This window comes from Streptomyces sp. SID5785, assembly GCF_009870065.1.
Lineage (GTDB): Bacteria > Actinomycetota > Actinomycetes > Streptomycetales > Streptomycetaceae > Streptomyces.
Genome location: NZ_WWIA01000435.1, coordinates 1 through 12,772 on the forward strand (window position 1 = coordinate 1; position 12,772 = coordinate 12,772).

The 12,772-nt window shown below is 72.3% G+C and carries 14 protein-coding genes; 5 read left to right on the forward strand and 9 right to left on the reverse strand.

Annotated features, from left to right (window positions below):
• The coding region (locus GTW43_RS14430) for an SDR family NAD(P)-dependent oxidoreductase (RefSeq protein ID WP_343246005.1) at positions 1 to 621 on the reverse strand (621 nt) is incomplete at its 3' end.
• Between the two features lie 269 nt (positions 622 to 890).
• Between GTW43_RS14430 and GTW43_RS14435 the strand changes: the two genes are divergently transcribed.
• On the forward strand, positions 891 to 1,457 hold the full coding sequence (locus tag GTW43_RS14435) for a rhodanese-like domain-containing protein (protein WP_161302207.1): 567 nt from the start codon (positions 891 to 893) through the stop codon (positions 1,455 to 1,457).
• 23 nt (positions 1,458 to 1,480) lie between these two features.
• A complete protein-coding gene (locus tag GTW43_RS14440; protein WP_161302227.1) occupies positions 1,481 to 1,726 on the forward strand; it encodes a metal-sensitive transcriptional regulator in 246 nt (81 codons plus the stop codon).
• Positions 1,727 to 1,800: 74 nt separating this feature from the next.
• Here the strand turns inward: GTW43_RS14440 and GTW43_RS14445 are convergent, their stop codons facing one another.
• Genes GTW43_RS14445 through GTW43_RS14460 form a run of 4 tightly spaced genes read right to left on the reverse strand, consistent with a single transcriptional unit; the run spans position 1,801 to position 6,431 of the window.
• Complete coding sequence (locus tag GTW43_RS14445; RefSeq protein WP_161302209.1) at positions 1,801 to 3,174, reverse strand: GH1 family beta-glucosidase; 1,374 nt, start codon at positions 3,172 to 3,174, stop codon at positions 1,801 to 1,803.
• A gap of 44 nt (positions 3,175 to 3,218) precedes the next feature.
• The gene (locus tag GTW43_RS14450) at positions 3,219 to 4,100 is read right to left on the reverse strand and encodes a carbohydrate ABC transporter permease (RefSeq protein ID WP_161302211.1); all 882 of its coding nucleotides are present in this window, start codon (positions 4,098 to 4,100) and stop codon (positions 3,219 to 3,221) included.
• Positions 4,093 to 5,100, reverse strand: a complete 1,008-nt coding sequence (locus tag GTW43_RS14455) for a sugar ABC transporter permease (protein ID WP_161302213.1) — start codon at positions 5,098 to 5,100, stop codon at positions 4,093 to 4,095. The genes GTW43_RS14450 and GTW43_RS14455 overlap by 8 nt, the downstream gene beginning before the upstream one ends.
• 14 nt (positions 5,101 to 5,114) lie before the next feature.
• Positions 5,115 to 6,431 carry a sugar ABC transporter substrate-binding protein gene (locus GTW43_RS14460; RefSeq protein ID WP_161302215.1) on the reverse strand — a complete coding sequence of 439 codons (1,317 nt, stop codon included), beginning with the start codon at positions 6,429 to 6,431 and terminating at the stop codon, positions 5,115 to 5,117.
• A gap of 204 nt (positions 6,432 to 6,635) precedes the next feature.
• On the opposite strand from GTW43_RS14460, the gene GTW43_RS14465 reads away from it, so the two are divergent.
• Positions 6,636 to 7,931 (forward strand): ROK family transcriptional regulator, encoded by a 1,296-nt coding sequence (locus tag GTW43_RS14465; protein WP_161302217.1) that lies wholly within the window; start codon positions 6,636 to 6,638, stop codon positions 7,929 to 7,931.
• A 44-nt stretch (positions 7,932 to 7,975) separates the two neighbouring features.
• Here the strand turns inward: GTW43_RS14465 and GTW43_RS14470 are convergent, their stop codons facing one another.
• On the reverse strand, positions 7,976 to 8,632 hold the full coding sequence (locus GTW43_RS14470) for a maleylpyruvate isomerase N-terminal domain-containing protein (RefSeq protein ID WP_161302229.1): 657 nt from the start codon (positions 8,630 to 8,632) through the stop codon (positions 7,976 to 7,978).
• A 61-nt stretch (positions 8,633 to 8,693) separates the two neighbouring features.
• Between GTW43_RS14470 and GTW43_RS14475 the strand changes: the two genes are divergently transcribed.
• Both GTW43_RS14475 and GTW43_RS14480 read left to right on the forward strand, forming a co-directional pair.
• Entirely contained in the window at positions 8,694 to 9,287 is a 594-nt protein-coding gene (locus GTW43_RS14475; RefSeq protein WP_161302218.1) for a GNAT family N-acetyltransferase, read from the forward strand.
• Positions 9,284 to 9,754 (forward strand): pyridoxamine 5'-phosphate oxidase family protein, encoded by a 471-nt coding sequence (locus tag GTW43_RS14480; protein ID WP_161302220.1) that lies wholly within the window; start codon positions 9,284 to 9,286, stop codon positions 9,752 to 9,754. Before GTW43_RS14475 ends, GTW43_RS14480 begins: the two co-directional genes overlap by 4 nt.
• Before the next feature lie 72 nt (positions 9,755 to 9,826).
• On the opposite strand, the gene GTW43_RS14485 is transcribed toward GTW43_RS14480, so the two are convergent.
• The 3 genes from GTW43_RS14485 to GTW43_RS14495 all read right to left on the reverse strand — a co-directional run.
• Positions 9,827 to 11,440: an MDR family MFS transporter gene (locus GTW43_RS14485; protein ID WP_161302222.1), complete on the reverse strand. Its 1,614-nt coding sequence runs from the start codon at positions 11,438 to 11,440 to the stop codon at positions 9,827 to 9,829.
• Between the two features lie 169 nt (positions 11,441 to 11,609).
• Positions 11,610 to 12,248, reverse strand: a complete 639-nt coding sequence (locus tag GTW43_RS14490; RefSeq protein ID WP_161302224.1) for a TetR family transcriptional regulator — start codon at positions 12,246 to 12,248, stop codon at positions 11,610 to 11,612.
• A gap of 34 nt (positions 12,249 to 12,282) precedes the next feature.
• The coding region (locus GTW43_RS14495; RefSeq protein ID WP_202501435.1) for a TetR/AcrR family transcriptional regulator C-terminal domain-containing protein at positions 12,283 to 12,772 on the reverse strand (490 nt) is incomplete at its 5' end.

Sequence of the window (12,772 nt, forward strand, 5' to 3'; positions counted from 1 at the left end):
TGGGCCGAGCTCGTGACCGAGGGCGAAGGCCATGCGCAGCACGGACGTCTTCGCCAGGTCGTAGAAGAACGAGTTGCGGTAGTGCGCGCCGTTGTACTCGGCGGTGCCGTCGGTGACCTCGACGACGAGTCCGCCGGGCCGGCGCAGGAGCAGCGGCAGCGCGTGGTGACTGGTGATCGCGTGGGTCTCGACGGCGAGCCGGAGCAGCCTGAGCCCCTTGTCGAGGTCGTGCTCCCACACGGGCGACTCCCAGGCGAAGAGGTGCTCGCCGCCCCAGATGTCGTTGACCAGGACGTCGAGGCGGCCCTCGGCCGCGGCGATGCGGTCGACGAGCGCGCGGACCTGCTCCTGTTCGAGATGGTCGGTGGGGACGGCGACGCCACGGCCGCCCGCCGCCGTGACGAGGTCGGCGGTGTCCTCGATGGTCTCGGCGCGGTCGTACTCGGAACGTCGGGTGCGGGTGGTGCGGCCGGTGACGTAGACGGTGGCGCCCGCGGCGCCCAGTTCGACGGCGATGCCGCGGCCGGCGCCCCGGGTGGCGCCGGCGACCAGGGCGACGCGGCCGCGCAGGGGCGGCCCGTCCGTCGGCCGGTCCTGCGGGGATGGGTGGTGCGCGTTCACGTCGGCTCCGGTTCTGTGAGGTGAGGTGGGTGAGGTCAGGTGGGTCAGGTCAGGTGGGTCAGGTCAGGTGGGAGAGGTCAGGTGGGTCAGGTCAGGTGGGATCGAGCTTCCCCTGGAATCCCGACATCCTCTGTCGGTGTTGGGCCGGAAGACGGCGTGCCGCCCCGCCGGACGGGACGGGTGCGCCGCCGCCTGATACCCCTGGGGGTATACCTGTTACCCTCGGGCTCACCGATGCATCCGGTGTCGTCGCCTCACCTGGGAGAAGCATGAGCACCACCCTGGCCCCCGCGGACCTGCACGCCCGGCCCGCCGACAGCACGCTGGTCGTCGACGTGCGCGCCCCCGGCGAGTTCGCGTCCGGCCATGTGCCGGGCGCGATCAACGTGCCGGCCGAGCACCTCGACGACCTGCTGCCGGACCTGCGCGCCGCGTCGCAGCGGCGGCACATCGTCGTCGTGTGCGCCGCCGGACAGCGCTCCGCCGCCGCCTGCGCCAAGCTCGCGGAGGCCGGCGTCGAGGCCGTCGGCCTCGCCGGCGGCACCCACGCCTGGAGCGCGGACGGACTGCCCGTGCACACCGCGGACCGTCCCGGACGCACCGTGTGGGCCATGGACCGGCAGGTCCGCTTCACCGCCGGGTCGCTCGTACTCCTCGGCCTCGCGCTCGGCCGCCGCACCCCCAAGGGGCGACTGCTCGCCGCGGGCGTCGCCTCCGGTCTCGTGTACTCGGGCGTGAGCAACACCTGCGGCATGGCGGCCGTGCTCGGCAAGCTGCCCTTCAACCGGCCCGCGCCGGGCGTCCTGGAATCCGCCCGCGCGGCCCTGCGGTCGTGAAGGGCGCCGACGACCCGGAGGCGATGGACGCGGTCCTCAAGCGGCTGCGGCGGGCGCAGGGCCAGCTGGCCGGGGTCATCGCCATGATCGAGGCGGGCCGCGACTGCAAGGACGTGGTCACTCAACTGGCCGCGGTGTCACGGGCGTTGGACCGGGCCGGCTTCAAGATCATCGCTTCCGGGATGCGGGACTGCATGAACGCGGCGGAGGGAGAACAGCCGCCGCTCAGCGAGGAGGAGCTGGAGAAGCTCTTCCTCTCGCTGGCCTGAGCTGCTCCGGACACGCGAAGGGCCCGCACGTCACCGTGCGGGCCCTTCGCGTGCTTCCTCGGGCGGGCGGGAGGTCAGGCGGCGCGCCGCACGCGGGCGCCGTGGCGCCGCACGAGGTCCGCGTACCGGTGTCCGCTGCCCTTGATGGTGCGCTTCTGCGTCGGGTAGTCGACGTGCACCAGGCCGAACCGCTTGTCGTAGCCGTAGGCCCATTCGAAGTTGTCGAGCAGCGACCAGGCGAAGTACCCGGCGAGCGGGGCGCCCTTGCGGGCCGCTCGGGCGCACGCCGCGAGGTGGCCGACGAGGTACGCCTCCCGCTCGGGGTCGTCGACGCTGCCGTCGGGTCGCACGACGTCGGGGTAGGCCGACCCGTTCTCGGTGACGTACAGCTTGCGGGCGCCGTAGTCGTGGGTGAGACGCAGCAGGAGGCTCTCGATGCCCTGGGCGTCGACCTCCCAGTCCATGCCGGTGCGCGGGACGCCGAGCCGGCGCACCGCCTCCGCGTACGGCGCCGGGCCCGCCGGGTGGTCGGCGACGGCGGACGGGAAGTAGTAGTTGAGGCCCAGCCAGTCGAGCGGGGCCGCGATGGTGTCCAGGTCGCCGGCCTGCTCGGGGAGGTCGACGCCGTAGACCTCGACCATGTCGGCGGGGAAGCCGCGGCCGTGCACCGGGTCGAGCCACCAGCGGTTGGCGTGGCCGTCCATGCGGCGGGCCGCGGCGACGTCCTCGGGCCGGTCGGTGGCCGGCTCGATGTACGCCAGGTTGTTGACGATGCCGATCTGCGCGCCGGGGACGGCGGCACGGATCGCCTGCGTGGCCAGGCCGTGGCCGAGCAGCAGGTGGTAGGAGGCGCGCACGGCGGCGGTGAGGTCGGTCAGACCCGGGGCCATGCGGCCCTCGAGGTGACCGATCCAGGCCGAGCAGAGCGGTTCGTTGAGCGGTGTCCACTGCGTGACGCGGTCACCGAGGCGTTCGGCGACGACCGCCGCGTACGCCGCGAAGTGCTCGGCGGTCTCCCGGACCGGCCAGCCGCCGCGGTCCTGGAGCACCTGGGGCAGGTCCCAGTGGTACAGGGTGACGGAGGGCGTGATGCCCTCGGCGAGCAGCGCGTCGATCAGCCGGTCGTAGAAGTCGAGGCCCGCCTTGTTCACGGGCCCGTCACCGCCGGGCACGACGCGCGGCCAGGCCACGGAGAGCCGGTAGGCGTTGGTGCCGAGCGTCTTCATCAGGCCGATGTCCTCGCGCCACCGGTGGTAGTGGTCGCAGGCGACGTCGCCGTGGTCGCCGTTGTCGACCGCGCCCGGGGTGTGCGAGAACGTGTCCCAGATGGAGGGCGATCTGCCGTCCTCGGCGACGGCCCCCTCGATCTGGTACGCGGAGGTGGCCGTGCCCCACAGGAAGTCCTGGGGGAAGGCGGCGAGGTCGACGGAGGCGGCGGGGTCGGACACGGGTTTCCTTTCACGGGTGCGGGCGGCGGGTGCGCGGGACACGGTCACTTGACGGCGCCCGCGGTGAGGCCGGTGACGAGATAGCGCTGGAGCAGCAGGAAGCCGGCGACGACGGGCACGCTGACGACGAGCGAGGCGGCCATGATCTGGTTCCAGTACACGTCGTTGAGGTTGGCGTAGGCGCCGAGGCCGACGGAGAGCGTGCGGGTCTCGTCGTTGGTCATGACGGAGGCGAAGAGCACTTCGCCCCACGCGGTCATGAACGCGTAGACGGCGACGGCGACGATGCCGGGGATCGCGGCGGGCACGATGATCCGGAACAGGGCGCCGAGCGGTCCGCAGCCGTCGACGAGGGCGGCCTCGTCGAGATCGCGCGGCACGGACTCGAAGTACCCGATGAGCATCCAGATCGAGAACGGCAGCGTGAACGTCATGTAGGTGAGGATCAGACCGCCGCGCGAGCCGAACAGCGCGATCCCGGTGGCGTTGCCGATGTTGACGTAGATGAGGAACAGCGGCAGCAGGAAGAGGATGCCGGGGAACATCTGCGTCGACAGGACCGTCACGGTGAACACGCGCTTGCCGCGGAAGCGGTAGCGGCTGACGGCGTACGCGGCGAAGACCGCGATGACGACGGAGCAGACGGTCGCGGCACCCGCCACGATCAGCGAGTTCACGAAGTACTTGGCGAGCGGGACCGTCGACCAGATGTCGATGTAGGGCCGGATCGTCAGCCCGCTCGGGATCCAGCGGAACTCGCCCTGGACGTCCTGCAGCGGCTTCAGCGAGCTGGACACCATGACGAACACGGGCAGCAACACGAAGCCCGTGAGCAGGGTGAGGAAGATCCGCCGGGTCCACAGGAAGGAGCGCGGCGCCGCCATGGGCGAGCGGGGGCCGGAGCGGCGCAGCTGGAGGTCAGACATCGGCGGTCTTCCTTCCGCGCGAGGTGAGCGCCAGGTAGACGCCCGTCACGAGCAGCAGGAACAGCAGGAGCAGGACGGACATGGCCGATCCGGTGCCGAAGTTCCAGGTGACGAACGAGGATTGGTAGATGTGCACGGAGACGAGGTCGGCCGCTTCGGGTGCCGCCTTGCCGAACATCACGTAGGGCGTGTTGAAGTCGTTGAACGTCCACAGGAACAGGACGAGCACGAGGACCTGGTTCACCGGCCGCAGCGAGGGCAGTGTGATGCGGCGCAGCTGCTGCCACAGGCCGGCGCCGTCGAGCGCGGCCGCCTCGTACATCTCCTTGGGGATGTTCTGCAGGCCGGCCATCACGATGAGGAAGGCGAACGGCCAGCCCTTCCACACGGAGACGGTGAGCAGTGCGATGAAGCTGTTGTCGCCGATGAGCCAGAAGGACGGCTTGTCGGTGACGCCGAGCTGGTCGTGGAGGACGTGGTTCACCAGGCCGTTGTCGTGCTGGAACATGAACACCCAGGTGATCACCGCGGCGTACACGGGCAGCGCGTACGGGATGAGGAACAGGGCGCGCAGGATGCCGCGGCCCTTGAACGTCTCCTGCATGAAGACGGCGGCGGCCGTGCCGATCGCCCAGCACAGACCGACGGACAGCAGGGTGAACAGGCAGGTGACGAAGAAGGAGTGGAGCAGCGCCTCCCCGACGGGCGCGTCGAAGTCGACGGCGATCTTGAAGTTGTCCAGCCCCGACCAGGGGGCGGCGCCCCAGTCCCGGATGTAGAACTGGGTGAGTTCCTTGAAGCTCATCACGATCCCGATGACCATCGGGATCAGGTGGACGAGCAGTTCGAGGACCAGGGCGGGCAGGAGCAGCAGGTACGGCAGGCCGAGGCGGCGGATCCGCCCGGGGCGGCGGCTCTTGCCGCTCGCCGCCCCGGGGGACTCCTTGCCGACGGCCGGCCCCTCCCCCGCCGGGGCGGGGGACGTGGCGGTCGTGGTCATGGAGTTCTCCGCGCTCACTTCGTGGGCATCGACTGCTGGGCCTTGTTCAGGGCGGCCTTGACGGACTCGGTGGTCACCGGCTTGCCTGCGGCGGCGTCGGCGAAGAGCTCCTTGACGGCCGTGCCGACGGCGGTCTCGAACTGGGACTCGTCGGCGACCTGGGGCAGCGGGGCCGCGCTCTTGGCGAGGGTGTCCTTGAGGACGGCGGTGGCCTGCGCGTTGAAGGCCGGGTCGTCCTGGGCGGCCTTGACCGGCGGGATCGAACCGTAGGTCTTGTTGAGCAGCTTCTGCTCGTCGTCGCTGGTCATGAACTTCACGAACTCGGTGGCGCCGTCGAGGTTCTTGGTGTTCTTGAAGACGGCCATGTTGATGCCGGCGACCATCGAGTTGACGTTCTGGCCCTGGCCGGGTGCACCGGACTGGACGGGTGCGGGCACGACGCCCCACTCGTCGTCCTTCATGCCCTGGGACTTGAAGGTGCTCTGGGCGGCCTGCCACAGCACCATCGCGGTCTTGCCCTTGGAGAAGTCGCTCAGGGACTGGTTCTGCGCGTACTCGGCGTTGCCGGGCGCGATGATCTTGTCCTTGGCCATGAAGTCGACGTACTGCTTCACGGCGGCGACAGCGCCGTCGGAGGTGAAGTCGGGCTTGCCGTCGGCGGTGAACCAGTCGGCGCCGCGCTGCTTGGCGAGCACGAAGATCTGGTGGATGTTGTTGGAGAGGTTCGACCCTTCGGCCGCCAGGCCCCACTTGCCGTTCTTGGAGATCTTCTTGCCCGCGGCGACGACCTCGTCCCAGGTCGTCGGGGGCTTGGTGACCCCGGCGTCCTTGAACATCTTCTTGTTGTAGTAGAGCGCGTAGGACATCGAGTACAGCGGGACCGCGGCCGGGTCCTTGTCCTGGGCGCCCGCGGAGCCGAGGGCCGACTCGACGAAGCGGTCCTTGCCGCCGATCTTCTCGAAGTTCTTCGCGTCCCAGGGCAGCAGGGCGCCGCTGGCCTGCAGCGAGGCGCTCCAGGTGTTGCCGATGTTCAGGACGTCGGGGCCCTGGCCGGAGGTGGTGGCGGTGAGGATCCGGTTGAGCAGGTCCGACCACGGGATGACCTCGAGCTTGACCTTGATGCCGGTCTTCTTCTCGAACTTGTCGAGCTCGGGCTGGAGGACCTTCTTGTCGACCTGGATGCTGGCACCCTGGTTCGACGCCCAGTACGTGAGGGTCTTCGGGGAGTCGTTCGACCCGCCGCCCGTCGACGAGCCGCCGCCGCAGGCGGTGAGGGCGAGGGCGAGCGAGAGAGTGGCAGCGCCGACTGCTGCGGCTCGGTTTCTGCGCATGGCTCCAGGTGTCCCTTGTCCGGAGGATCCCCGACCGCGTCATCACCCGCCCTCGCAGCGCGAGTTCAAGTAGTGAACGTCCTCAGGGCTTAATTTAGGCTGTGAGTTAAGCCGCACGGGAAGGGGGCGTCAAGAGCTCCGGCACGGGTATCTTGCGCAGAGCGGCGGCCGTCGACCGATCACGGACGCGGGAAGAGGGAGAACATGGCCGGACGGAACGGGCGCACGGTGCACGACCTGCGGCGGGCGAATCGCGCGGCGCTTTTGCAACAGTTGTATTTCGACGGCCCGTTGAGCCGGCACGAACTGGGATCCGCGACCGGACTGAGTTCAGGTTCCGTCAGCAACGTGACGGCGGAGCTCGTCGCCGAGGGGCTCGCCGAGGAGGCCGGCAGCGTCGGCTCGGACGGCGGCCGGCCGCGGACGCTCCTGCGCATCGACCCGGGCGGCGGCCTGCTGATCGGCGTGGACGTCGGCGAGAACCTCGTGCGGGTCGAGCTCTTCGATCTGGTGCTCACCGAACTCGCCCGCGTGGAACACCCGTTGGCCGTCCGCGACCACTACGACGTGGACGTCGTCGTCCGCCATGTGCAGGACGGCGTCGCCGAGGTCCTGGCCGCGGCCGGCGCCGATCCGGAGCGGCTGCTCGGGGTGGGCGTCGGCGTCCCCGGCATCGTCGCGCGGGGCGAGGACGGCGGCGCGGTCGTGCACGGGCAGACCATCGGCTGGAGCGCCGTCCCGCTGGAGCGGCTGCTGCGCACCGGGTCGCGGCTGCCGCAGTCCGTCCCGTACTTCATCGACAACGGCGCCAAGACGCTCGGCCAGGCCGAGATGTGGTTCGGCGCGGGCCGCGGGGCGGGCAGCGCGATCGTCGTGCTGTTCGGGTCCGGCGTCGGCGCGTGCGTGGTCACCGAGGACGGCGCCCAGGCCCGCGCCGTCGAGTGGGGCCATCTGACGGTACGGGTGCGGGGGCGCCGCTGCCGGTGCGGGTCCCGGGGCTGTCTGGAGGCGTACGCGGGAGCGCAGTCCCTGGTCGGGCGGTGGCGGGAGGCCACGGGCGCGCCGCAGGACGGCGGTGGCGAGGAGGCGGCGCTCGCCGATCTCCTCGCCACCGCCTACGGGGAGGCCGAGGTGCCCGCCGAGGACCGGGAGCAAGCCGTGCGGATCCTCGACGAGACCGCCGAGTACCTCGGGGCGGGCCTGTCCGACCTGGTCAATCTCTTCCAGCCGGAGCGCATCCTGATCGGCGGCTGGGCGGGCCTGCAACTCGGGCCGCGGTTCCTGGAGCCGGTGCGCGAGCACGTCGCCGCGTACGCCCTGACGTACCCGCTGGGCCGGGTCGGCCTGGAGATGGGCCGGCTCGGCCCGGACGCGGTGACGGTCGGCGCGGCGACCCTGCCGCTCGCGGCGTTCTTCGCGCGGGGCGGCCGGCGCGCCGACCCGCTGCCGGTCCCCGAGCCGGCGGGCTGGCGCCGCTCGCTCCTGGGCCGCTCGGGCTGATGCCCGGGGCCGACGGTCGCGGCGTGCCGCGGTCCGTGCGTCGTTCAGCCCAGGAGCAGCGGGAAGCGGGTGCCCTCGGCAGCGAGCAGGGCCGCCTCCTCCGGCGTGGGCGGGCGGCGGCCCGTACCGGTCAGCAGCGCGGCCGGGTCGTCCAGCGCCGCGGGGAAGGGGGTGCCCGCGATCCGCTCCAGCAGGGCCCGGGCCGCGGCCAGGGACGGCGCGTCCGGCCCGGCCACGTGCGGCAGCCGGGCGACCAGGTCGAGGTGGTGCAGGGTCCATTCGAGGACGTACGCACCGAGGTAGTCGCGGACGCACAGGACCATGTCCTGGGTGCTCACCAGCGCGTCGGGGTCGGCCAGGACCGCGGCGCGTCCCGCGGCCGAGCCGACGTCGTCGAGGTGGAAGGCGAGCAGCGCCGGGTCCTGGTAGGCGGCGGCGAGGCGGACGGTCAGGGCGGCGAGCGGGTCCTCCCCGTCCGGCGCCTGCTCCTGCGGCTGCCAGTAGCCCGCCGCGTCGGCGGTCGGCGGCGCGTCGGCGGGGGTGGCCAGCGTGATCAGGACGTCCTGGGCGTCGATGACGAGGTGGCAGACGAGGTCCCGCACCAGCCAGCCGGCGCAGCCCGAGTCCGCCGCGTGGTCCGCGGGCGCGAGCCCGGCGACGGCGGAGCGCAGCGCGGCCCACGAACGGGAGAAGAGGTCCACGGAAGGCGAGAGGTGATCCACACGGGCACGCTACCGGGCCGGAGCGTGGTTCGATGCCCGGATGGAACCGAACGACACGAGGCGGGGCGGCGCGCCCGTGGTCACGGAGCGCGCCGCGGCGGATCTTCCGGTGTGCGCGGAGGTGCTCGGCGCGGTGCACCGCAAGGACGGCTATCCGGTGAACTGGCCCGCGGACCCGGTGGGTTGGCTGCGGGTGGACGGTGAGCTGGGAGCCTGGGTGGCGCGGCTCGCGGGCCGACCGGTGGGACATGTGGTGCTGGCCGGGCCCGGGCCGGGTGACGTGGCGCCGCGCCTGGCCCCGGCCGGCGGGCCGACGGCGGTCGTGGGCCGGCTCTTCGTGGATCCCGCGGCGCGCGGCCGGCGGATCGGCGCCCTGCTGCTGGACCGTGTCGCGCACGAGGCCCGGCTGCGCGGGGCGCGGGCCGTGCTGGACGTCGTCCCGTCCGACGTCGCGGCGGTCGCGCTGTACGAGCGGGCGGGCTGGCAGTTCCTCGGCACGGGGCAACAGGAGTGGGGCCCGGACGAGTTGATCGACGTACGGTGTTACGCGGCGCCGGCCCCTCCGGCGCGGGACACCCCTGGGGCGCGGGACACCGCTCCCTGGACCGGCGACGACGGCGAGGACCACCGATGACCGAGACCGTTCCGGCCGCCCGCTCCGCGCGGCAGCGCCTGCGGGACACCCTGCGCCGGCTCGACGAGGACGTCGACGCGTGGGTCGCGACGGCCGCCGCGCAGGGCGGGGAGCCGTACATGATGCCGCTGTCCTTCCTGTGGCGGGACGGCTTCCTGTACGTGTCGACCCGGGCCTCGAACCCGGTGGCCCGCAATCTCCTCGACACCGGGCGCGTGCACGTCGCGCTGGGGCACACGCGCGACGTCGTGCACATCGAAGGGGTCGCGCAGGCGCTGCCCGAGGAGGGTCCGGAGCCGGCGCTGCGGCAGGAGTTCGCCCACCGGACCGGGTTCGACCCGGCCGGCCTCGGCCCGCACTACCGGTACTTCCGGATCCGGCCGGTCCGCGTCCTCGCCTGGCGCGAGGTGAACGAGCTCGCCGGGCGCGAGCTGATGCGGGACGGACAGTGGCTCGTGACGGACTGAACGGACCGGCACCGACACCGGTGCCCCGGCGCGTGGCACGCCGGGGCACAGGATGCGGGAGGAGAGACGGGCTCAGACGGCCGGGGCCGGCTCCTTGTCCGCCGCCTCGGTGGCGGGCCCGTTCTCCGCGTGCCAGTCGGCGCTGTCGGCGAGCGGCTTCTCCTTCAGGAAGAACGCGAGGACCAGGCCGACGGCGAAGACGGGCAGCAGGTACAGGAAGATCGGCACGAGCGCCTCCTGGTACGAGCTGACCACGGTCTCGCGCAGATCGGCCGGCAGGGCGCGCACGAGCGCGGGCGTCAGCGAGTCGCTGTCGCCGACCTGTGCGGCCGCCCCGGCCGGGATGTTCGCGGCGAGCTGGTCGGTGAGCCGGCTGGCGAACACGGCGCCGACGACGGCCGTGCCGAGTGTCGCGCCGATCTCCCGGAAGAAGTTGTTCGCGGAGGTGGCGGTGCCGACCTCCGCCGCCGGGAAGTCGTTCTGCACGGCGAGCACCAGCGTCTGCATCATCAGGCCGACGCCGGCGCCCGCGAGTCCGACGTACAGGCAGACCAGCCAGACCGGGTCCGACACGTCGAGCGTCGACATGAGGAAGGCGACGAGCATGATGATGACGGTGCCGGCGATCGGGTAGACCTTGTACCGGCCGGTCCTGGACATGATCGCGCCGGACGGCAGGGCGGTGCCCATGATGCCGACGACCATCGGGATCAGCAGCAGGCCCGACTCGGTGGCCGACTTGCCGTAGACCATCTGCAGGTACGTGGGCATGTAGCCGACGATCGCGAACATGCCGAGCCCGATCACGATCATGCCGAGCAGGGTCGCGACGTTGAAGATCGGGCTGCGGAACAGGTGCAGCGGGATGACCGGCTCCTTCGCGCGCTTCTCGGCGACGAAGAACAGCACCCAGGCGACGACCGCGCCGATGCCGAGCCCGACGACCAGCGGGTCGGACCACGCGTACTGCGTGCCGCCCCAGCTGGCGAAGAGGACGGTGCAGGTGACGGCCGCGGCCATCAGGGCGGTGCCGACGTAGTCGAGCGTGACCTGGACGGCCTTGCGCGGCAGCCTGATGGCGACCGCGGCGACGAGGAAGGCCAGCACGCCGAGCGGCAGGTTGACCCAGAACGCCCAGCGCCAGGAGTGCTCGTCGGTGAACCAGCCGCCGAGCAGCGGTCCGACGACGGAGGACAGGCCGAACACGGCGCCCATCGGGGCCATGTACTTGGCGCGCTCGCGCGGCGGCACCAGGTCGGCGATGATCGCCTGCGAGGTGATCATGAGACCGCCGCCACCGAGGCCCTGGAGGGCGCGGCCGGCGATGAGCGTGCCCATGTTCCCGGCGAGTCCGCAGACGACCGAGCCCACGAGGAACAGGGCTATGCCGGTGAGGAAGATGTTCTTGCGGCCCATGAGGTCGCCGAGCTTGCCGTAGACGGGCATGCCGACGGTGGCGGCGAGGATGTAGGCGGTGGTGATCCACGCCATGTGCTCGATGCCGTCGAGCTCCCCGACGATGGTCGGCAGGGCGGTCGAGACGATCGTCTGGTCGAGGGCGCCCAGCAGCATCGTCAGCATGAGCGCGGCGAAGATGAGGCCGAAGTTGGCCGGTTTGGCGATGCTCTCGTCGGCCGCCGTGGCGGATCCGGTGTCGATGCCCTCGGGTGCGGGGGCGTGCGTCATTGCGTGGTTCTCCGATGGAATGAAGGGTCGTGCGGATGGTCCGGGGACCGCGCGGCGGACAGAGCGGGCGCCGCGTGCGGTGACGGGTGTGCGGGGAGCAGGGGGCGGAAGGGGAGGAGGGTGCTGCGGAGGCGACCGCGGTGGGGGAACCGGTCGCACGGGCGGGCGGCTACTGCACCGCGGCCGTCCCGGTCAGTGAGCGCAGCGCCGTGAAGGCCTCGCGCACCGAGGCTGCGGGGCCCGCGCTGTGGTCGCTCTGCTGCGACCACCGTTTGAGGCCGCTGCGGACGGTCGCCATGGCGATGCCCGCGAGCAGTTCGGCGTCCGTGCCGTCGGCCGGGGTGCCGGTGCGCCGGGCGACGACTCCGGCGAGATCGCGCTCGACCGCCTCGCACTGGGCGAGGAAGGTGGCGAGCACCGAGGGCACGCCCTCGGCGATCCGCAGAATGTCCTCCAGCTCCCGGGGGCTCGGGGAGGCCTCCTGGAGGTGGTCGGCCAGGGCGTCGCCGAGATCGCGCAGCACCGCGTCGGTGTCCCGTCCGGTGCCCTCGGCGAAGCGGTCGGCGAGGGCGGGCGGCAGGGTGCCGGGCAGGGCGAAGAGCGCGGCTTCCTTGCTGGGGAAGTAGTTGAAGAAGGTGCGGGGCGAGACCCCGACCTCGGTGCTGATCATCTCGACCGTGACCCGCGCGAAGCCGAGCTCGCGCACGAGGCGCAGCGTGGCGTCGTGCAGCTCGGCGCGCGTGCGGCGGCGCCGGCGGGCGCGCAGCCCTTCGGCGGGGGCGCCGGTGCGCGGATCGGTCGTGGTCACGGACGGGATTCTTGCACACCGTGCAAACTTGCGGTCACTGCACCCCGGGGTCGCTCCTGCTCACCCGGCGCAGCAGGGCGTCCAGCCCGGCGCTGAGCTCCTCCTCGCCGCCGCGCACCGCCATGAGGGGGGCCAGCTCGCGCAGTCGCGGCAGGTCCCGGGCGGGCATCCGGTGCAGCCCGAGGCGGAAGGCGGGGTCGGGTTCGTCGGGGTCGTCCTCCATGGCGCGCAGCTCGACCGTGAGCCAGCCGAGCAGCCAGGCGGTGAAGGCGCGGTGCAGCCGGACCGACTGCCGGGCGCCGAGGCCCGCGTCGCGGAGCAGCGCCAGGACCCGCTCGTCGGCGGCGAGCACGGCGGCGGGACGACGGGCGAGCGGGGTGGCGTGCAGCCGGGTGGCCAGCAGCGGCACGACGTGCGGGTGGCGCAGGGCGACGGCGTACGCGGCGCGGGCGATCCGGTCGAGCTCGGCGCGCCAGCCGTGCCGGGCGGCCCCGGCGCCGAGGACCGCCTCCAGCTCACCGACA